This is a genomic window from Clostridium sp. ZS2-4, assembly GCF_026719745.1.
Taxonomy (GTDB): domain Bacteria; phylum Bacillota; class Clostridia; order Clostridiales; family Clostridiaceae; genus Clostridium_H.
This window is the reverse complement of record NZ_JAPPRQ010000015.1, coordinates 136,468-157,661: the sequence shown is the minus strand read 5'-3', so window position 1 is coordinate 157,661 and position 21,194 is coordinate 136,468. Positions and strand designations below refer to the sequence as shown.

The 21,194-nt window shown below is 28.4% G+C and carries 17 protein-coding genes and 1 riboswitch; of the genes, 9 read left to right on the top strand and 8 right to left on the bottom strand.

Annotated features, from left to right (window positions below):
• Positions 1 to 144: 144 nt before the first annotated feature.
• The 3 genes from OIO11_RS03300 to OIO11_RS03290 all read left to right on the top strand — a co-directional run bounded on the left by OIO11_RS03300 (position 145) and on the right by OIO11_RS03290 (position 3,455).
• Positions 145 to 1,449, top strand: coding sequence for an MFS transporter (locus OIO11_RS03300; protein WP_268069935.1), 1,305 nt, complete (start codon positions 145 to 147; stop codon positions 1,447 to 1,449).
• A gap of 204 nt (positions 1,450 to 1,653) precedes the next feature.
• Positions 1,654 to 2,142: a hypothetical protein gene (locus tag OIO11_RS03295; protein WP_268069934.1), complete on the top strand. Its 489-nt coding sequence runs from the start codon at positions 1,654 to 1,656 to the stop codon at positions 2,140 to 2,142.
• A gap of 521 nt (positions 2,143 to 2,663) precedes the next feature.
• Entirely contained in the window at positions 2,664 to 3,455 is a 792-nt protein-coding gene (locus tag OIO11_RS03290; RefSeq protein ID WP_268069933.1) for a CAP domain-containing protein, read from the top strand.
• A gap of 146 nt (positions 3,456 to 3,601) precedes the next feature.
• On the opposite strand, the gene OIO11_RS03285 is transcribed toward OIO11_RS03290, so the two are convergent.
• Positions 3,602 to 5,266 carry a ribonuclease J gene (locus OIO11_RS03285; protein ID WP_268069932.1) on the bottom strand — a complete coding sequence of 555 codons (1,665 nt, stop codon included), beginning with the start codon at positions 5,264 to 5,266 and terminating at the stop codon, positions 3,602 to 3,604.
• 789 nt (positions 5,267 to 6,055) lie between these two features.
• On the opposite strand from OIO11_RS03285, the gene OIO11_RS03280 reads away from it, so the two are divergent.
• Complete coding sequence (locus OIO11_RS03280; RefSeq protein ID WP_268069931.1) at positions 6,056 to 7,276, top strand: alanyl-tRNA editing protein; 1,221 nt, start codon at positions 6,056 to 6,058, stop codon at positions 7,274 to 7,276.
• 310 nt (positions 7,277 to 7,586) lie between these two features.
• Positions 7,587 to 9,023: a family 14 glycosylhydrolase gene (locus OIO11_RS03275; RefSeq protein ID WP_268069930.1), complete on the top strand. Its 1,437-nt coding sequence runs from the start codon at positions 7,587 to 7,589 to the stop codon at positions 9,021 to 9,023.
• Between the two features lie 112 nt (positions 9,024 to 9,135).
• Here OIO11_RS03275 and OIO11_RS03270 read toward each other — a convergent pair whose 3' ends face one another.
• Positions 9,136 to 10,062, bottom strand: coding sequence for a vgrg protein (locus OIO11_RS03270; protein WP_268069929.1), 927 nt, complete (start codon positions 10,060 to 10,062; stop codon positions 9,136 to 9,138).
• Between the two features lie 276 nt (positions 10,063 to 10,338).
• On the opposite strand from OIO11_RS03270, the gene OIO11_RS03265 reads away from it, so the two are divergent.
• A complete protein-coding gene (locus OIO11_RS03265; protein WP_268069928.1) occupies positions 10,339 to 10,551 on the top strand; it encodes a TOBE domain-containing protein in 213 nt (70 codons plus the stop codon).
• A 157-nt stretch (positions 10,552 to 10,708) separates the two neighbouring features.
• Here OIO11_RS03265 and OIO11_RS03260 read toward each other — a convergent pair whose 3' ends face one another.
• Together OIO11_RS03260 and OIO11_RS03255 are read right to left on the bottom strand one after the other, a co-directional pair.
• On the bottom strand, positions 10,709 to 11,389 hold the full coding sequence (locus OIO11_RS03260) for a pseudouridine synthase (RefSeq protein WP_268069927.1): 681 nt from the start codon (positions 11,387 to 11,389) through the stop codon (positions 10,709 to 10,711).
• Between the two features lie 216 nt (positions 11,390 to 11,605).
• Positions 11,606 to 11,875, bottom strand: coding sequence for a hypothetical protein (locus tag OIO11_RS03255; protein ID WP_268069926.1), 270 nt, complete (start codon positions 11,873 to 11,875; stop codon positions 11,606 to 11,608).
• A gap of 615 nt (positions 11,876 to 12,490) precedes the next feature.
• Positions 12,491 to 12,596: riboswitch (glycine riboswitch) on the top strand.
• A 106-nt stretch (positions 12,597 to 12,702) separates the two neighbouring features.
• On the opposite strand from OIO11_RS03255, the gene OIO11_RS03250 reads away from it, so the two are divergent.
• Positions 12,703 to 13,203: a trimeric intracellular cation channel family protein gene (locus OIO11_RS03250; protein WP_268069925.1), complete on the top strand. Its 501-nt coding sequence runs from the start codon at positions 12,703 to 12,705 to the stop codon at positions 13,201 to 13,203.
• A gap of 374 nt (positions 13,204 to 13,577) precedes the next feature.
• Here OIO11_RS03250 and OIO11_RS03245 read toward each other — a convergent pair whose 3' ends face one another.
• The 4 genes from OIO11_RS03245 to OIO11_RS03230 form a co-directional block, all read right to left on the bottom strand.
• Positions 13,578 to 14,417 carry a BglG family transcription antiterminator gene (locus tag OIO11_RS03245; protein WP_268069924.1) on the bottom strand — a complete coding sequence of 280 codons (840 nt, stop codon included), beginning with the start codon at positions 14,415 to 14,417 and terminating at the stop codon, positions 13,578 to 13,580.
• Positions 14,418 to 14,795: 378 nt separating this feature from the next.
• Positions 14,796 to 16,529: a methyl-accepting chemotaxis protein gene (locus tag OIO11_RS03240; protein ID WP_268069923.1), complete on the bottom strand. Its 1,734-nt coding sequence runs from the start codon at positions 16,527 to 16,529 to the stop codon at positions 14,796 to 14,798.
• A gap of 207 nt (positions 16,530 to 16,736) precedes the next feature.
• Positions 16,737 to 17,087 (bottom strand): hypothetical protein, encoded by a 351-nt coding sequence (locus tag OIO11_RS03235; protein WP_268069922.1) that lies wholly within the window; start codon positions 17,085 to 17,087, stop codon positions 16,737 to 16,739.
• Between the two features lie 146 nt (positions 17,088 to 17,233).
• Positions 17,234 to 17,701: a PilZ domain-containing protein gene (locus OIO11_RS03230; RefSeq protein WP_268069921.1), complete on the bottom strand. Its 468-nt coding sequence runs from the start codon at positions 17,699 to 17,701 to the stop codon at positions 17,234 to 17,236.
• Positions 17,702 to 17,967: 266 nt separating this feature from the next.
• Here OIO11_RS03230 and OIO11_RS03225 point away from each other — a divergent pair, with 266 nt between their 5' ends.
• The gene (locus OIO11_RS03225) at positions 17,968 to 18,159 is read left to right on the top strand and encodes a LysM peptidoglycan-binding domain-containing protein (protein WP_268069920.1); all 192 of its coding nucleotides are present in this window, start codon (positions 17,968 to 17,970) and stop codon (positions 18,157 to 18,159) included.
• 124 nt (positions 18,160 to 18,283) lie between these two features.
• On the top strand, positions 18,284 to 21,166 hold the full coding sequence (locus OIO11_RS03220; protein ID WP_268069919.1) for an alpha-amylase family glycosyl hydrolase: 2,883 nt from the start codon (positions 18,284 to 18,286) through the stop codon (positions 21,164 to 21,166).
• Positions 21,167 to 21,194: the final 28 nt, after the last annotated feature.

Genomic DNA, 21,194 nt, shown 5'->3' with positions numbered 1-21,194 from the left:
TAATACTGTTATCTCTGCGGATGGAAAGTTAAGCATAGCTGCCAACCCTGAATAAAGATTTCTAAGCTTCAGATAACTTGTTTGCATTCCTCTTTATGGTATAATAGTGATTTATATGAATTAAAAGCATAAAGGGGGACTAGTATGCAAAACTTAAATTTACGCAGAAAAAGTAAAAGACAAAATAAATTAATATGTAATATGCTATTACTCTTATTCGGACGATTAGTATCGTTATTCGGTTCTTATATTTATAACTTTGCTATAAGTCTTTATGTATTAAAAACTACGGGAAGCGGAACTACTTTTGCAACTGCAATGGTTTTTGGGACAGTACCTCGAATTATTTTCGGACCAATTGCAGGTGTAATTGCAGATAAGCTTGATAGAAAGAAAATGGTAGTTGTTATGGATATTTTGAGCGGAATCATAGTTATATCTTTATTTACAGCCGCAGCCGTAGATACTTTAAGATTACCATATATATACGCAGCTTCATTTTTGTTATCAACCTGCAGTACATTCTTTGATATACCTTTTAGAGCATCTATACCAAACATTGTAGATGATAAAAATTTAATGCGAATAAACTCCTTAAGTGATGCTATTTCATCTATCGCACAAATAGGAGGACCTTTTTTAGGAGGATTAGTATTTTCCCTTATTGATATTAAGTTATTCTTGCTTGTCAATAGTATATCTTTTATAATCTCAGGTATTACAGAAGTATTTATCGACTTTAATTTTAATAAACCAAAACAAGAGAAAGAAAAAAATAATGATATGGAAAACGAAACAACAAATTTAATAAGGGGTTCTTTTTTTAGTCAGTTCAATGAAGGATTGAGATTTCTTAAATTCAAAAAGGCTCTTTTTATACTAAGTATGTTCTTAGTAATTTTAAATTTTTTATTTGTACTAGGAAGCATAGTCCCTTATTCTTATATACTTGTTAAAGTAGTTGGTGTTTCAGAATCTCAATTTGGAATACTAGAAGCTATATTTCCAGTAGGAATGCTTTTAGGTGCAGCTATTTTATCTATACTCCCAGAAAGAGAAAAAAAATTTAAAACATTAATTTTCAGTCTTTTAATTACAGAAATATGTATACTTTTTATTGGAATACCCATTATACCAAATCTTATGGTTTTTAATACGTTAACATATTTTATATTTTACATGATTGATTTTTTTATATTAGGTATAGCTATTGCAATTGTAAATATTCCATTAACTGTAATGATACAGCGAGAAACACCTGATGATTTACGTGGGAGAATTCAGTCACTTATAGAAACAATTTCTGGTATTTTAACTCCTTTTGCTATGATTTTATCTGGGGTACTACTGGATCTTTTACCTTCATATATATTACCAATTAGTGCTGGTGTAGTTTTATTAATTTTCACATTATATATGGGATTTAATAAAGATATAAGGAATATATAATTTCTGTTATTATACTACTGTAAACCAATATATCAAAAGGAAATAGTTCATTTGTATTAACCTACTTAAGTTGGCACAATTTTTGCTAATTTTTATTTATTATGATATACTAATATAATTAGCACAAAACACTATTGATATAAATTGAAACTTAATTCAGCTAAAGTTTTTATTCTAGCTGAGTTTTAAAGGAGCGTAATTATAATGAAAAGAAATTATAAAATGAAAAAAACAATATCCATGAAGCGATTCATTTCGGAATTCGGTGAAAATTTTTCTAAGCATACAAAGGAAAAATTATTGAAATTAGAAGTAAGATGTGTTTTAACAAGAAACGAAGATAATTATAGACTTGATATAAAACACGTAGAGCACACGCAATATGATTGTAATTCAGGCAAATATCAAAAGGAATATGCCTATGGTCAACTTGTAGTAATAGATGAAACATTATATTTTTCAGAAATATGTACAGAAAGTGCTGAAGTTATGCAGTCACCAATTGTAAATACCATATATACTTCTTTAAATAGTGAAGATATGATTTCTGATTTAGGTATTAACTCAAAAAAAATAGACGATAACAATATTGACTATGTAATAGATAGTATATTAACAGTATGTCCTGAGGTATCTGAAGAATATTTAGCTATTACTCAAGGAATGATTTCACGTGCAGAAAACAAAAAATAAATATTATTCTTTATAATAAATCCTGAACTTATGTGAATATAGTAGACTGAAAAAATTCAAATTTTTAGTCCTGTATCCACATTATCGAATGTTTACTCCTATAATTTTCATTATATATATGTCCTCTCATTAATATTTTTTAAAATTTTTCTCAACAGTAATATATATAATATACTAAGTATAATAATCAATAAAAATGCATATTTTTTATAACTATCTCACATAATTTAAATGAGAGGTAAATGTTATTAAAAGTATCACATATGGAAAAGTATCTTTTTCTAGAATGTGCAGATTAATTGAAAACAGGTATTCAAAATAATACTTATTTAAAAATTCTAAAGTCAAAATAAAAACTATGAATATGTAAATTTAATACATATTCATAGTTTTTTATTTTGACTTTTTATTTATATCAGTAGTTTGAACTTTCTACCTAAAAACAAAAGTTCAGCTAATAAAATTCACTCTATTTTCTAATACTATTTATATACTTATTAATAAGCTTAAGGAGGTTACTTATGAAAAAAAGACTTTTTTCTTTAATGTTAGTTTTATTATCAATTTTTACAATTTCATGTGGACAAAAAGCTGTTGGAGGAGTAGAATCTTCTGTTTCTGAAACTGGTGATATTGAAAAAATAAAAATTACTGCTGCTAAAGGAACCGTAAGGACAGGTTGTTCTGCTGAAAATCCTGTCCTTCAGACATCAAATAAAAATACTACCTTTGATGTAATAAATGAAGTAGCTGATTGGTATGCAGTAAAACTTCCTAATAATAAAATTGGTTTTGTTCCCAAAACACAATGCAAACCAATAGTAGTTGAGGATAAAAAGACAGAGGTACCTGCACCTTCTCAAACAACACCTCAGGGAACAACAACACCTAAAACACCAGATGAAAAGACAAATGCTAATACATTAACTGATGTAGAACAACAAATGTTAAAATTAGTAAACGAAGCTCGTTCTCAAAATAATTTGCCACCTTTAAAAGTAGATATGAAAGTATGTAATGTTGCTCGAATTAAAGCACAAGATATGATAGATAATAATTATTTCAGTCACAATTCTCCAAAATACGGAAATCCTTTTGATATGTTAAAAGCTTTTGGAATAAAATATATTCAAGCTGGTGAAAATATAGCCGGCAATCAAAATGTTCAGAATGCTCACAATTCATTGATGAATTCTCCTGGTCATAGAAAAAACATATTAAGTCCTGACTATACACATATAGGAATAGGAATTAAAAAAGGCGGTCCGTACGGAAATATGTTTACACAAATGTTTGTTAGTAAACCTCAGTAAAAATTTCAGTATTATATAAAAAAATGTTGTAGTGTACAAAAAATAACAGCATCCAGCTTATAGTTTATATATAAACCATAAGTTGGGTGCTTCCCCTAATTCTTGTTTAAATTGATTGTCTGTTTCCTTAATCGCAAAACCTTTTTCTAAATTTCCATAATAATAGGAAGAACTATTGGTCTTCGTTTTGTCTTTTCATACAAAAATCTTTCTACAGCTTTTTTCATGTTAGTTTTTAATACATACCACTCAATAATTTTATTTTCTAAACAGCTTTCAAGCTCTTTTCTAACAATTTCTTTTACTCCATAAATCAACTTTTCTGATTCCTTTGCATATACAAATCCTCTGGTGATTATGTCGGGGCCTGCTATAATACTATAAGATTCTCTTTCCAAAGTGACAACTACAGTAAGCATACCATCTTCTGCTAAGTGTTTCCTGTCTCTAAGCACTATATTTCCCACATCTCCTACTCCAAGTCCATCTACAAATACAGAACCAACAGGAACTCTTCCAGCTATCTTAGCTTCCTTATCTGATAACTCTAAAACCTGACCCATCTGTAAAGTAAATATATTTTCAACTTTCATCCCTAACTTCTTTGCTAAGTCAGCATGGTGTTTCAAATGCCTGTGTTCTCCATGAACTGGCATAAAATATTTAGGATGAACTAATGTATGAATTAACTTTAGCTCTTCTTGGTAGGCATGACCTGATACGTGTACTTCTTCTAAATCATCATAAATCACATCTGCCCCTTTTTTAAATAATTCATTAATTACTCTAGATATAAGTTTTTCATTTCCCGGAATAGGGGATGCAGAAATAATAAACAAATCCTTTGGTTCAATCCTAAATTTTTTGTGAGTAGAAAAAGCTATCCTAGCAAGGGCTGCCATAGGTTCTCCTTGACTTCCAGTAGTTATTATTGTTACCTGTTCATTAGCGTAATGTCGTACTTCATCCACACTTATAAGATAACCTTCTGGTATATGAAGATATCCCAACTCCATAGCTACCTGTGATATATTCTCCATACTTCTTCCACTGAAGGCTATTTTCCTTCCATATTTTACAGAAGAATTCACTATCTGCTGCATTCTATGAATGTTTGAAGCAAAAGTTGCCACAATAACTCTTCCTTCAGCATTAGAAAAAATTCTAGTTAAAGTTTCTCCTATAGCTTTTTCTGAAATTGTATGCCCTAAACGTTCTACATTGGTACTATCAGCCATAAGCAGCAATACTCCCTGTTTCCCTAGATTTGAGATACGTTCTAAATCCATGACCAACCCATCAATAGGTGTATAGTCTATTTTAAAATCACCGGTATGTAATATTGTACCAATGGGTGTATGGATAGCAATAGCACAGGAATCTGCTATGCTGTGAGTAACTCTTATGAATTCAATTTTCAAATTTTGTAGTTCTACTATATCTCCAGCATTTACTCCATACAATTCACAGTAAGAAAGCATATTATCCTCTTTTAATTTATTTTCAACTATCCCTAGTGTTAACTTTGTACCATAAACAGGTACATTCAATTGCTTTAGAATATAAGGTAATGATCCTATATGATCTTCATGTCCATGGGTTAAAAAAATACCTTTTACCTTATCTGCATTATTTAATAAGTAAGTTATGTCAGGAATTACCAAATCTACACCATACATCTCCTCATCTGGAAAAGCTATGCCGCAATCTATAACTATGATTTCATCTTTGTATTCAAAAGCTGTTATATTCTTGCCAATTTCTCCAAGTCCACCTAAAGGAATAATCTTTACACTATCCTGATTTTTCATCAAATCCTCTCCCTTATTATTACGAATTATATTGTTAACTTCATTTATTTTATTTTGCCTTATAGTGTTAAATTTAATTCTTTTTTCTTTAGTAAATTTGAACAAAAATAATAGCAGCCAGCTTATATATAAAAACTATAAACTGACTGCTACGCAAACCCTAATTCATTTTTAAACTGATTCCATGTTTCCTTGTTCACAAAACTTTCCTTCCTAATTACCTCTGTTCCAATTACATTTGCTTACACTTTAATTGATTTCTGGGTAAATCTAAAATCTTACTTTTTAAAACACTTTACACTTACTTTTGGTACTTAATACTTAATACTTAATACTTAATACTTAATACTTAATACTTAATACTTAATTCTTAATTCTTAATTCTTAATTCTTAATTCTTAATTCTTAATTCTTAATTCTTAATTCTTAATTCTTAATTCTTAATTCTTAATTCTTAATTCTTAATTCTTAATTCTTAATTCTTAATTCTTAATTTTTAATTTTTGACTACATATACTTCTTTACTTTAAAACTAACCTTTTGACTTAATTAATTAGGGTTTGCTAGAAGAATTTTTTTATTCTTCTTGTTTATATTATAACATGTCTTAACAAAAATTAAAAGATATTTTTCTGAATTTTCAGTATATTTTTTATATTTTTTTAAATATAAATCTACAACCCTTTAGAATATTACCAATCACATTAGTGTGACTTTAAAATTTTTTATGTTAAAATGTAGTTATGTATTGCTATAGACAGCATAATCAACAGAAGGAGTTGTTTAACTTTGCAAAAACTTTATTATGAAAATCCATATCAAAAAGAATTTACAGCTGAGATCATAAATATACTTGAGAAAGATAATACATATCATATTGAACTTGATAAAACCTGCTTTTACCCAGAAGGTGGAGGGCAGCCAAGTGATACTGGTTACATAAATTCTATTCCAGTAACCTATGTATACGAAGAAAATGGGAGAATATATCATGTAACTGAAAGAAATCCTATGAAAATTCATAGAGTTAAATGCAGCATAGATTGGGAGAAAAGATATGACCATATGCAGCAACACCTTGGTCAGCATTTACTTTCTGCTTGTCTTGTTGAATCATTTAATTCTAATACTATTGGTTTTCATCTTGGGAAAGAATCTTCAACTATTGATATTGATAAACTTATTGGAAAAGATGAAATTAAAAAAGCTGAAGAAGATGCTAATAAAATAATTTTTAGCAATATTAATGTAGAAATATTATATCCAAGCAAAGCTGAACTTAAAAAATTACGCCTTAGAAAAGCTCCACCAAAAACTGATGAAAAAATTAGAATAGTTAAAATTGAAAATATTGATATAAATGCTTGTTGCGGAACACATCCTAATTCAACAATTGAAGTTCAGTTAATTAAAATTATTAAGTTTGAAAAATACAAAAATGGTATAAGAATTCATTTTGTTTGTGGCTCAAGAGCAGTTTCCGACTATTTTTACAAGCATGAATCAATAGAAAAGATGTCAAATCTTTTGTCCTGCAGTGATAGTAATGTATTATGTGAAGTAGAAAGACTAAAAAAAGAACTTAATAGAGCCCTTGCTGAAAAAAGGGATTTAAACGAAGAGGTTGCTAGATATGAAGTTCAAAATATGCTAAATTCCTGTGAAAGTATAAAAGATATAAAGATACTTAAGTCTATATATGAAAATGCTGATTTAAAATATATTAATAACTTGGCATCAAAATTAGTATCCTTTCCAAATGTTATAGTTTTATTTGCAGTAAAATCTGAAGATAAGGCACAACTTTTGTTCATGCGTTCAAAAGACTTACATATCCTCAGCATGAATCACCTTCTAAAGGATGCTATAACCTTAATTGACGGAAAAGGCGGCGGAAGTGATTTTTCTGCACAAGGCGGTGGGAAAAATAACAATAATCTAGATTCATCAATAGAATATGCCTATAATAAAGTTAAAGACTATATACTATCTAGCTCTAAAAATTGTTAATTTTTCTTGTCAAAATAAAACTAACAAAATGTGATATACATTCTGTTAGTTTTATTATTTCAATATCTTATCATACGAACCTATAAATTTATTATGAATCTCCAACCAATATACAAACTTAATTATATATCGTTTATTTTGACAATCAAATGATTTTTTATCAATTTATTTCCATTTTTAATATTTTATGATATAATAAATTAAAAGTATTTGCAAACGTTTGCAAAAGTATTGTCTTTTTATCCAGTTAGTTATTAAAAGTAAAACTATGTTTTAAAATGATACTTATTTAAAAAAGGAGATGAACCTTATGGTTAAAGTCAAATTGTCAAAATTGATACTAAAAAAAACAGGTTGCTTTATTGCTTCTATTTTAATGTTTTCAAGTCTTTTTGTTGCAGGCAAGCCTGTAAATGCTTATGCACAAACCAGTAGTTCTTTCACTTCAAATGTAATGGCACCGCTTCATGTTAATGACTGGAATGAATTTAAAAACGAATTGAATATGGCAAAAGATATGAGTGTAGATGCAGTAAGTGTAGATGTTTGGTGGGGAGATGTAGAAAAAGATGTAGATAATCAATTTGATTGGACTTATTATGATAGTGTATTTAAAGCAATCAAAGATTCTGGTTTGAAAATTGTTCCTATTATGTCCTTTCATCAATGTGGTGGTAATGTAGGAGATACATATACTTCCTACCTTCCAAAATGGGTATGGAGCAAATATCATGGTAAAAACTATTTAGGAAAAACTTTAGATTGGGATGATTTAAAATATAAAAGCGAATTAGGTAACGCAAGTGCTGAATATTTATCATTATGGATAGATGATTTAATAAAAAATGAATATGTTGATTTTATGAACGATTTTGAAAACCATTATAGTTCATTTGCAAACGATTTCCTTGAATTAAATATAAGCTGTGGTGCATCTGGTGAACTTCGTTATCCTTCATATAACTCACATGATGCAGGAAATAAATTCAGTGGATATCCAAACAAAGGATATTTACAATGTTACTCTAATGTAGCACAAGATGATTTTAGAAATTCTATGTTGGAAAAATATAATGACTTACAAGGAATAAATAAAGCTTGGGGAATAACTCTAACAGATATTTCTGAAATAAGACCTCCTATGGATGGCGAAAACTTCTTTTATAGTTCTGGTAGAGCCTATTTAGATTCACAATATGGAAGGGATTTTATTGAGTGGTATAACAAAGAATTGGTTAATCACGGAAGAAATATGATTAACTATGCTGAGCAAGCTTTTGATAATCAGTTATCTAATGTACAATTAGGAATTAAAATTCCAGGTGTTCATTGGCAGATTAATAATGATAGTTATCCAAGAACTGCAGAAATTAATGCAGGACTTGTCAATACAGATTTCAGCCAATCAAATGGATATGGATATAACCCTATTCTTAAAATGGCAAAAGAATTTAATGGTAAAGTTACACTACATTTTACTTGTTTAGAAATGAGTGATGGAAACTCTGAACCTACATCAGCCCCAAAAACATTAGTTGGTTGGGTAGGAGATGCCGCTCATAATGTTGGATTAGAGATTAAAGGTGAAAATGGTTTAAATGGTGGAAATGATGATGCATGGTTTTGGAACAATATTAATGACGCTATAGACAATCATTATTATAATGGACTTACTATTTTGAGAATAAATGATGCTGTTTATGGAGAATCAAATAGATATTATCGTGACTTAATTAATAAGCATTAGTAGATTATAAAGAGTCTTGCAAAAGTTGCAAGACTCTTTATGTTTGTAAAACTGACTTCATCTTGATAATTTTTATTGTTAAATATAAATTCCTTAATTAATAAAAATTTTTCTACAGCATATTAAGCATATCTTGCTTTTCTCTAGTAAATCTATTGTATACACTTCGTTTTACTTGTTCAGAACTGCTCCTAAAATAGATATTAACCTTCTGACGTTCATTATATAAATCATTTATAATACCACTATCATCCTTGCTTAAATTTAACTTTGAAAATATGTCTTCAGTTCCTCTTACCCCATGCTGAACTACCGTAGACCATAGGCTTTCCTTTAAAGCATCACTTCTTTGATTTATATCGAAACCAAATTTGGATTTTAAAGTTTGTGCAGCCGTATCATAATAAGATTGTTTTACATAATCCTGCTGAAGTTTCATAAACTTATCCTTATTAGTCAAAGCTATGGTTATCCATTCAGCATCAAAATTTTTACCAAATTTATTTTCATCTCTACTCTTAGCTTCTGAAAGTTTAGAATAAAACTCTCCATCCTTGCTTTTAAGCCACTTTACGAAAGAATCCAAAGAACCTGTTTTTGAAGAAAACTGCCATGCTCCATAGGACTTTTCACCATAATCCCCTGAAGTATTGCTTATTGCTCCAGGATTTAAATTTGACTCATACTTAGAAGCTTTTAAACCCAATCCACTAAAGGTATCATGTGTTCCGTTACTGTAACCTACCAAAGATGCCTGTTGATAACTTGCACTTCTCATAGCTGAATTAAAATCACTTAAATTTTCTAGTGAATTACCGTCCACATCATTCAAGGCAGCTGATACAAAATCTTTCATCATTGGATTCCCTGTATTCTCCATCATTTCATTTAACATTACTTCAAAAGCAAACTTTTCTACTGCTTTATTTAAATTTTTATCATTATTTTCTATTGTTGCATTATTGTTAATATTATCTTTCATCTGTGACATGTAGTTTTTCAAAAATATATTATTAACATCATTTGCAGATATCGTCATTATTCTCTCACCACTTTATATAAAAATTTTCCAATGATATTGTTATCGTATGATAACAACAAAAGTTTATAACCAACCTTAATATATTTACGATTAGTTTCTTCTATTACAGAATTAAATATTATTATCTATATTTTCTTATATTAATATAAGCATTTAAACATATGATGTAATAATATGTTTAATTTTTAAAAAATTCCATGTAAATTATTGCATAATATTAAAAAATATTATATAATTGTGTCATATTTTACTTTTAGAAAAGGAGATACATATATGAAAATTAGTGGAAGAAATAAAATTACAGGAAAAGTTGTAAATGTAACAAAAGGTATGGTTAATTCTGAAGTTGAATTAGAAATTGGAAATGGACAAAGAATAGTTGGTGTTATTACTAAAAGTTCATTAGAAGATATGGATATTAAAGTTGGTGAGGAAATTACAGCTTTAATCAAAGCAACATCTGTAATGTTTATGAAAGAAGACTAATTACTTTTGATAAGTTATCTCAAAGCAGTTTCTACTTTGAGATAACTTAAGAAGTTTTATTGTTAAATATATAACTTCTTTAAATTTCTATTTACTGTTATTTATAATTTGTTATCATCCCCACAAAAACCTTCCTACCCCTAATGGATATACTTTTCTATACATCGCTTAATCCTATTACCTCTTTCTCTGTAAGATTACGCCACTTGCCAATATCTATCCCATCAATATTTATATTCATAATTCTGATACGTTCCAGTTGAACAACTGTATATCCAAAATATCTGCTCATTCTGCGAATTTGTCTGTTAAGTCCTTGGGTAAGAATAATACGAAAAGTATCTTCACTAACTCTACTCACTTTGCAGGGCTTTGTCCTAACTTCACAAATTTCCACTCCTTTGGACATTGCTTTCATAAAAAAATCATCAAAAGGTTTATCAACAGTTACTATATATTCCTTCTCATGTTCATTTTCTGATTTTAAAATTTTATTTGCCAAATCTCCATCATTTGTCATTAATATTAATCCTTGAGATGCTTTATCTAATCTTCCAACTGGAAAAATATATTCTGGATAATTCATAAAATCAATTATATTGCTTTCCACTTCTTTCGCTGCAGTGCAAGTAATTCCTACTGGTTTATTTAATGCAATATAAATTTTATCTTTCACTTGAATAGGCTCATTATCAATAAGAATAATATCCGTCTCTTCTACCCACTGTCCTGGTTCACAAAGTTGCCCATTTACTATTATTCTATTTTCCTCAATAAGTCTATTGGTTTCTTTTCTTGAACATATACCGAAATTACTAAAAAGTTTATTTATTCTCATTTTCAAATCTTTATCCTTTCACTTATATCTACTTGAACTATAATTATCTATTATTTTATTATATCTTAAATTACGCTGCCCTTTTACTATATTGAAAAATCTTTATAATAGATTCTTATTTTCATATTCGGATAAACAATATAAAAAAAGCTTATTTAAGGTGCCATAATTAACTTCTTAAATAAGTTCTAAGTAACTCACTCTTTATAATTGTTTTTATAATTTAAAACACTTAACAAACACACTCAACCTTTTTCTCATTTCTTTTTCTAAATCATACTCTCCATTATGTAAACACCAATCATATATAATACCTCTACCAAATATTACTATACTTCTCGTAATATCTTCTGCTTCTTTACATATTTGATTGATACTTACATTATAAAATTCCTCTTTTTTTATTAATTCCATAGCTATGTCATATATTTTTTTTCTTGTATTTATTGCCTGTATATCCCTTTTAGTCAATTTTTTATCTACCATATTAATTCTCCTATTTCTATATAAATCACTGATTTTCAATATAATATAGTGTAATTCAATTTATAATAATTAAAATTATATTTTCATTACGTATCTTATCGTATTATTAGTATTTTTTTCAATCAACTCACGAATAAATACGAAAACAAATACTTAATACAGTTCCTGAAAGTTCACCTTTTTCAATCATTTCTTTTACAGCAAGGCATGCACCAACACCACCTACGCCAAGTAGGTTATGACCACATCCATGTCCATTTCCTTTCTCAGTTACAGATTCTTTAACAGTATTTACTTTTTGTGAAAGCTCTGGAAGAGCATCATATTCTCCTAGAATACCAATTACAGGAGAACTACTTCCATATTCTGCAACAAATGCTGTTGGAATACCTTCTACTTCTTTTATTAAGAATCCTGCATCTCTTAAAGTTTCTTTTAACAGTGAAGATGCAAATTTTTGTTGACAATTTTACATTCAGTACATAAAATAAAAAATGTAAATTTTAATATTTGTGGATGATGATTATTGGAGATATCCTTCTGGATAACCGTAGAAGAAAGAAATAAGCAACACTTTGGGTTTATTTCGAAGCTTTCAGTTCTTGCACAATAATCAGACACACCCCTGGAGAGCTCCCTTAAGTGGGACATCAACGAGGCAACTTATAGTAAACTTAGTTAATATGAGGAATCTTTCAGATAAAAAGACAGGGAATAAAAAGCAGTAGCTATGCTCTTTATTCCCTGTCTTTATAGTTTTACGCAAAACTATAAATAGATGTATTAAATTTTACATATGAAAATAATATAACAAAGGAGAGAATAATATGATTTGGTTAAATATTTTTGACATTGTAGGAACTATTGTATTTGCAATATCTGGCGCTTTAGCAGGAATACGCAAAAAGTTAGACTTATTTGGAATTATCACTTTATCTATTGTTACAGCATGTGGCGGAGGGCTATTTAGAGATATTTTTATTGGAAATGTTCCTCCAACTCTTTTTATAGATCCCAAGTATTTTGTTGTAAGTATCCTTACAGCATTATTCACTTTTTTTCTATATCCCGTATTAATGAGATCTTCACTTGTTTTAAACGATAAAAATAAATTAAACTTGTTTGTTATTCTTGATGCTGTAGGTTTAGGTGCATTTACAGCATTCGGAGCTAAAATTGCAATTACTCATAATTTAACTGATTTATTTAGTATAGTCTGCATGGGAGTACTCACTGGTGTAGGTGGTGGAGTATTACGAGATGTATTTATTAGAGATATTCCTTTAATACTAAAACAAGAAATCTATGCTTCAGCCTCCGCTGCATGAGCTGTAGTTATGTATTATTCATACGGCTATATTCCTGAGATAGCTTCTCTTTACATATGCTTTTTTATAACTTTTGCTTTACGTGTTTTATCCTTAAAGTATAATCTAAATCTTCCCACTTTAAATATTGATACTAGTGATAAAAACAGTATTTACGGAAAATTTACCTTATAGTGGTTAATTATTGATCATTTTTGAAAAGTAAATGATAAGGAAATAGATTTTTTAAAATCAAAAAATGCTGTTATTATATCTGATGAAGGTGGTCACATGCTTACAATTGATAATAAATTAGAAGAAGGATTTAAAAAAGCATTTAATATTGAATAAGTGACAAACATTCAATAGAAATAAGAGTGTAAGTAGATTTGTTTTTACACAAATCTACTTACACTCTCTATTTTTGTAGCTTCAAATATACTATTTGCGATACTCTCAGCCACTTGAAATTCAAAGGTATTTTTCAGTTCATCTATGAACTCAATTACTTGTACCATGTTTTTATTTTCAATTCTTTTAATTGCTATAAGAATATGAATTAATAGGTTATAAAAGCTTATATCTGTAATTGTTATACTATTTCTATTTATAGCTTTTATTAATATCTCTTCTATTTCTTTAGCCTTATCTTTATTAAATATATCCTGCACATTTTTAAAATCCAAAATATCGTTTTCATCCCGTCGGAAAATAAAATAGCTTATACAGCTTCTAATATCATCTTCACTACCTCTTAAAGCAATCCCTTTCAAACCATCTTTCAGTATTTCTATATTAAATTTATGCAGCTTTTTTTTTACATTTATCAAATCACTTTTTAATGTAGTTAAGCTTATATATAATTCATCACATAACTCACCATGAGTTATACCTTTGTTTTCTTTAAGCTCTAATATCAATAATCTTTTTATAATATAGGCATTCCTCCCGCTAGCTGTAGTTGGAATAAAGTTTTTATTCTTAACCTTTTGTTCATATAGTTTAATTAGTTCTTTATTAAAGGCATTTTTATCTAAAGTATCTAATATATATCCTCTTCCTTTTACACAAGCTATTTCTGTATTTACTGCTTTTAACTTTTGATTTATGTTTTTTATATCTACTCTTAAGGTTTTAGATGAGATCCCTATAAAAGATGAAATTTCCTCTCCAGTAATGTAATGATCTTTATCAATCAAAAAATTTATTATTTTTAGTTCTCTTTCATTAAGCATTTTCTCACCTCATCTTAATTTTATTTTAGCAAATACCCTATACCAGAGAATAGTCTAATAACTTCCCTTGCCGAAGGAAATTGTTAGACTATTCCAAAACTTCTATTTAATCATTTATTATTTTACCATAACTTTAGTTTTTCTTTTAAAATATTTATATAATTGTAAAACATGTTATACACCTAAAAAAAATAAGTAGTAAATAATATAATTATATTACTTACTACTTGATTTAGATTATTAAATTCTAGCCATTTTTCTGCATTCATCTGCACATGTGCGGTATTCTTGTGCACATTTTTGATACTGTTCATACTTAAAACACATAATTATGGCGATGATAAAAGATACCCTTATTAATAAATTAATACTATAAATCTAAATATTAAAGCGATTTATTAATTCCTGTAAAACTTGAGCAAGCTGTGATAGTTCTTCACTTGTATTAGCAATTTCTTCAATTGAAGCAGACTGCTCTTCCATAGAAGCAGATGTTTCTTCTGTACCTGCTGCATTTTCCTGTGCTACTGCTGACAATGTTTCAATTGTAGTATATACTTCGTTTTTCTTTTGTTCCATTTTAAGTCCCGATTCATTTAGCACTTCTACTGATTTTTCTGATTTCTCCATTGCTTCTGCAATTTCTTTATACTTTTCTTCAGTTGTTTTAACATTTTGTACTTGTTCTTTTAAAATTCCTTCAACCTGATCCATTGTTCTTACAGCCACTGAGGCATTATTTTGAAGAGTTTTAACCATTTCATCAATAACCTTTGTTGAATTAGTTGATTGCTCTGCAAGTTTTCCGATTTCGTCTGCTACAACTGCAAATCCTTTCCCATGTTCACCTGCTCTTGCTGCTTCTATTGCAGCATTCAATGCTAATAAATTTGTTTGCTCTGCTATCGAGAAAATAAGATTGCTTGCTTCGCTAATTTTATTAGAACTTTCATTTGTTTTTATAATGCTATTATAAACTTCATCTGTAGCTTTGCTGCTCTCTTTTGTCTTTTCTGAAAGATTATTAATAATATTAAGACCATAATTCACTAATTCTCTTACTTCATCTGATGATTGAGTTACTTGTCTTAAATTATATTTCTCCTCTTCAATGAGTTCTCCTAACTCCATCAGTTTTTCTAATCCTTCAGTTGTACTTTGTGCCTGATCTGTTGCACCTTGTGCTATATCACTAATTGTTTTTGCTACTTCTTCTGCAGCCGTAGCTGATTGTTGTGAAGTTGCTGTAAGTTCTTCTGAGGAAGATGTCATCTTCTCAGATGCATCATTCACTTGTCTTATTATTTTTCTCAAGTTCTCCTCAATAGCTTGTATTCCTCTTGCCAAATCACCGATTTCATCTTTTCTACACATAAATGCAGCAGGCACATCTGTTGAAATATTGTAGTTTGCAATTTCATTAGTATGAGCTACTGCTAATTTAAGAGGATTAACAATACTATTGCTAACAAAATAAGTAACTATTCCAGCAATTAGGACTACACTGATTGTAACCAATAGAAATATACTTCTTATCCTATTCAAATTATCCTGTATTAGAGCTTCAATATCTGACATAGAAATACCAACAAATAGAATACCTGTGACCTTGCCTTCCGAATCCTTTATAGGGTCATAGACAGTCAAATAAGACTTATTTAATATAGTAGCCTGTCCTATGTATTGTTTTCCACTAGATATACTGGAATATGCTTCACTATCTTTTCCCAATAAGGTTCCAACAGCCCTACTTCCATCTTCTTTTTTTATATTAGTAATAACTCTTACAAAATCATCATCACTTTTTGAAAATATAGTAGCAACATCACCCAAGTCATTTTTTATTGCATCTACCATCTCATAATGTTCTTCTATGGTATTTCCTTTTTCATCTACAAACTTACCATTCTTTAAACTCAAACTTCCAAAATAATCTTTAACATATTTATTAACCACATTAATATCAGCTGAAAGTTTCATGGTTAATATTTCTTGTTCAATTTCCTGCATTCCACTGGAAGCCTTAGAAAAGCCAAAAAATCCTATTGTAATACATCCTATGATAAATAGACTACAAAAAATCAATATAAGCTTATTTTTTATACTTTTCACTACTATACTCCCCCTCATATTATAAATTTATAAAAGCTTGCTTTCATTAGCAAAAGAGTTTTATTTTATTATAACTTTTTTTTCATCACAAAACTACATTTTTCACTTAAATTTTACATATATATGGTACTCTTATGTAATTGCAACTTACCTACTGGGGAAAGTTTGTAATTTTTATAAATTAAATATCCTCCTAATCAAAAATAGTTATGCCAAAGCATAACTATTTCTTGATGTCCTTCTGTTTTTATATTTAATCTTTTGCTTATTTTCTTTTACTTCTTTAACCTTTTGTATTTTTTTTATATATAACTCGTCGGTAGATAATCTTATGCATGCTACCATCATATAGATTGATTTTGGAACTATTTTGTTTTTAGTTAAATATATACATTTCTTCGCTGATTCAGCATTCTTAAAGTGACTGTGATTTTTATAATCTCCTTTCAAATTTATTACTACATATGCACGTTTACTTTTCTTTATGCAGTAATCACTATCAATTAAAATTATCAATAAACCACATCCTTTTTTCTCTTTAATACTATTATATTCCATTTAAGTTAAATATGGTCTTATTTTATGTTAAATTTGTATATATTTTTAAACCTTCCTTTGGAAAATAATAAAAACTATCAGTTAATATTTTAAAATAATTAATATATTGATTCATTATTTATCTCTCTTATCATCATGCTAACTACTTATATTTGTAATTTGTTTAAAGGAGTATAATAATAATTATATTTATTAAGCCTTCTTGATTCGATTAATATATTCTTTAATAACTCTTGGTATCTAATTTCCTCGTTTTTATCTAATTTAAATTTTACTCCATATTGAAAAATCACACTATCTTCATATTTATTTTTTCGTACAATATTACCTTTTACTTCTATAGTTTTGTTTAGTATTTTAGTAACAAATTTAAATAAAATATTTTCATCGTTAGGAAAGTCTAACTTAGATATAAATGCTAATCCTGAAGGTCCTATATCCTTAATTCTTATATTTGCATATTTAGTCTCAATTTTTTTGCCATTAATCTCTACTATGCTTAGCTTTGAATATTCTGTATTTCTAAGTTCTAAGCGAAAAAATTTACGCCTATTGAAATTTAGATTAATCAATTTTAATTTTTTATAGTTATATATATTATGCATATATTCCATATTATATCTTCATTTGATAATTTATCTGCTTTATAAATGCTACTTAACTTATATCTATACATAAAAATCCGCCTCTTACATATCATTTATTATATTATCAAATATATTATACATACATTTTTATTCAAATTTCAACATTTTATTACAAATTCCTACTTTATTAATATCTTTTGTTATATTTTTAATTTTTTTTAATATTCAGCTACATTAAAAAACTAAATTCAATAAAAAATAATTTAACTACTGATACTCTTTATGTCGGTCAAATGCTAAAATTAACTGCTAATGTAGACAGCAGTGACCCTACTATTTCTTATATAACTCATAGTGTTAAATCAGGTGATACTATGTGGTCAATTAGTATTGATTATGGAATACCCATATGTACCTCCTTTCATTTTAAAAATAAGTTAATGATAAATAACGTAGCATTCATAAAAAAATCAAAGGATATTTGAGCAATGTGCACTTAACGCCCCCTTATGTAAAAAAACAACAATGTCCATATATTAACATTGTCCATTTTTTTCTATATAATTAAGTAAAACGTTTGCATTAATTGAATATAGAGGGGGATTTACTATGAATAACCAAAAGAAAGTATCAAGAGTACTATCTAGTGCTGCTATTGCAGTGATTGTGTCATCTGTTTCAATTATACCTACATATGGCTTTGAAAACAAAAGTAATAATTTAAAACAGTTTACTAGTTTGGAAGTACAATCTAAGGATTCACTAAAGGCTTCTGTGCAAACGATTGCCGCAAATACTGACTTTAAAAAATTTGAAGAAAGAAAGGTTGTTTTGGCAGGATCACTTCAGAACTTAGTAGGCGAAACAAACTGGAATCCAGCATCAGAAAAAACTAGATTTAAATATGACGGCAATGGAATGTACAGTTTGACTTTAAAAGACATACCTGCAGGAAGTTATCAATATAAAGTGGCTATGGGATCTTGGGATCCAGAAAATTATGGTGCTGACGGTATAAAAGGTGGAGAAAATATCAAATTAGATGTTGATAAAAAACAGGACATTACATTTTGGTATAGTGATGCTACCCACATGGTAAGAGATTCTTTAAGTTATAAAAAGCTAGATATTTATCTAGCAGGAATAAGTGAAACCTCTATAAAGTTAAAAGATGAAGGTTTGGTAAATATTTATAGTGCTTCTGTTAATCTCAAAAAAGGAGATTATAAAAATATAAAAGTAAAGTTTAAAGGTAAAAGTTATACTGTAAATGCTTTTAAATTAAATACAGATAAGTTAATTAAATTTAGTTTTCATCCTGAAACAGAAACAGTATTTTGCAATGCTTCCGAAAAAGATATACAAACACAAGACATATATTATAATTCCAGAATGGAAGAATATAAAAAACCTTATGGTGCTGTAAAAGAAGGAACTGAAGTAACCTTTAATCTTCAAACTAGAAAAGATGATGTAACTACTGCAAAATTTGTAGTTATTGGACCAGAGGGTAAAGAAGTTATTAATATGACTAAAAACGGTAAATTCGATTATGATAAAAATAATAAATTTGACAAATGGACTGTTAAATATACTCCTAAAAAAATAGGTATTAATAAATATTATTTTATGCTTTCTAATGGTTCACAAGTGAAAATTTATGGAGATGACGATGGTTATTTAGGTTCTGGGAAAGCGGGCGATTTAGGTACAACTAAAGATTATACCTTTAATGTATATAAAAAAGATTTTAAAACTCCTGACTGGATGAAGAATGGAATTGTTTATCAAATTTTCCCGGATAGATTTTTCAACGGAGATAAAAGAAATGATGAGGCTCAAAAATATTCAAGAGGTCCATTAAAATATGAATTTTATAAAGACTGGTATTCTATACCTGAAAATCCAAAGTTAGAAGAAAATCCGGATTATAGCGGTACAAAAGGTGATGGTGAATATTCTGATGAAATGTACGGTGGAGATTTAAAAGGAATCGAAAAAAAATTAGATTATTTAAAGACTTTAGGAGTAAATGTTCTTTATTTGAATCCAATTGCACATTCAGTTTCCAATCATAGATATGATACAACTGATTACAGGACCATAGATCCTCTTCTTGGAGATATGAAAGACTTCGAAAGTCTTGTTAAAGAAGCAAAAAAAAGAAATATTAAAATAGTTTTAGATGGTGTATTTAATCATGTATCAGATGACTCTATTTATTTTGACAGATATGGTAAATTTGTTAAAAAAGGAAAACCTTTAGGTGCTTATCAATACTGGGCTAAAGTGTATAATCTTATGAATGAAAAAGGTTATACTCAGAAAAAAGCTGAAGAAGAAACAGTTAAATATTTTGAAAATAAAGGAATTACAGACTTGCATTATAAGGACTGGTTTGTAGTTGAAAATGAAAAAATTGATAAAGGCAAATCAACTGAACATTACAAATATGAAGGCTGGTGGGGATATGATTCTATGCCAGTTATAAAATCTATAGACGGCTCAGAATATAACCTTAAATCATGGTCAGATGAAATAATAGATGGAAAAGATGCAAATTCAAGATATTGGTTGAAAAAAGGTACCAGTGGATGGAGATTAGATGTTGCAAACGAAGTTTCAAAAGAAACTTGGAGAAACTTTAGAAAAGCAGCAAAAGAAGAAGGCGATAATGTTCTAATAGGCGAAATTTGGAATGATGCTAGTGAATATTTATTAGGAGATATGTACGATTCAGTTATGAATTACAGATTTAGAGATGCTGTTTTAGGCTTTGTTAACGGAAAAGACATTACTTCAGATGAGGTGGTAAATATCTTAGAAACAGTAAGAGAACAGTATCCAAAAGAAGCTTTTGAAGTTATGTTGAATTTAGTTGGTTCTCATGATACTCAAAGAGCAATTTCAGCTTTGGATGGCTATAAAAAAAGTGAAGCAGCTATAGCAAAGGCACCTTCAAAAGAAGCCTTTGAAAAAATGAAACTTATACCATTAATCCAAATGACATACCCTGGAGCACCATGTACTTATTATGGTGATGAAGCAGGTGCACCAGGCGCTGATGATCCAGATAATCGCCGCGGCATGATTTGGGGAAAAGGTAACAAGGAGTTAGTAGAGTGGTATGCTAAACTTGGAAATATAAGACACGCTTATAAAGTCTTAAGAACAGGAAGTATAGACTTTATTAATACAGAAGATTCAGATGTGTTATCTTATATAAGAAAAGATAGCAGTAACATCTCAGTAGTTTGTGTCAATAGAGCAAATATAGATAAAACATTAAATATTAAAGTTGATAAAGATATTAAAAATGGTACAAAATTAACTGATATTTTAACAGGTAAAGAATATATTGTTTCAAATGATAAAATAAATGTAAAAGTACCTAAATACAATGGTTTAATCCTTGTTAAAAATGTTAAATCAGTTAAAGTAAATTATAATGCATTAAAAGATGCATATGAAAAAAATTATATAGTTAAATAAACTAGAGAAGTTATGTGGATATCCACAT

Bases quoted from the DNA above. Each gene is read 5' to 3' on its own strand.
- OIO11_RS03300 (WP_268069935.1), top strand. From the start codon at position 145: ATGCAAAACTTAAATTTACGCAGAAAAAGTAAAAGACAAAATAAATTA.
- OIO11_RS03295 (WP_268069934.1), top strand. From the start codon at position 1,654: ATGAAAAGAAATTATAAAATGAAAAAAACAATATCCATGAAGCGATTC.
- OIO11_RS03290 (WP_268069933.1), top strand. From the start codon at position 2,664: ATGAAAAAAAGACTTTTTTCTTTAATGTTAGTTTTATTATCAATTTTT.
- OIO11_RS03285 (WP_268069932.1), bottom strand. From the start codon at position 5,266: ATGAAAAATCAGGATAGTGTAAAGATTATTCCTTTAGGTGGACTTGGA.
- OIO11_RS03275 (WP_268069930.1), top strand. From the start codon at position 7,587: ATGGTTAAAGTCAAATTGTCAAAATTGATACTAAAAAAAACAGGTTGC.
- OIO11_RS03270 (WP_268069929.1), bottom strand. From the start codon at position 10,062: ATGACGATATCTGCAAATGATGTTAATAATATATTTTTGAAAAACTAC.
- OIO11_RS03265 (WP_268069928.1), top strand. From the start codon at position 10,339: ATGAAAATTAGTGGAAGAAATAAAATTACAGGAAAAGTTGTAAATGTA.
- OIO11_RS03260 (WP_268069927.1), bottom strand. From the start codon at position 11,389: ATGAGAATAAATAAACTTTTTAGTAATTTCGGTATATGTTCAAGAAAA.
- OIO11_RS03255 (WP_268069926.1), bottom strand. From the start codon at position 11,875: ATGGTAGATAAAAAATTGACTAAAAGGGATATACAGGCAATAAATACA.
- OIO11_RS03250 (WP_268069925.1), top strand. From the start codon at position 12,703: ATGATTTGGTTAAATATTTTTGACATTGTAGGAACTATTGTATTTGCA.
- OIO11_RS03245 (WP_268069924.1), bottom strand. From the start codon at position 14,417: ATGCTTAATGAAAGAGAACTAAAAATAATAAATTTTTTGATTGATAAA.
- OIO11_RS03235 (WP_268069922.1), bottom strand. From the start codon at position 17,087: ATGGAATATAATAGTATTAAAGAGAAAAAAGGATGTGGTTTATTGATA.
- OIO11_RS03230 (WP_268069921.1), bottom strand. From the start codon at position 17,701: ATGGAATATATGCATAATATATATAACTATAAAAAATTAAAATTGATT.
- OIO11_RS03225 (WP_268069920.1), top strand. From the start codon at position 17,968: ATGCTAAAATTAACTGCTAATGTAGACAGCAGTGACCCTACTATTTCT.
- OIO11_RS03220 (WP_268069919.1), top strand. From the start codon at position 18,284: ATGAATAACCAAAAGAAAGTATCAAGAGTACTATCTAGTGCTGCTATT.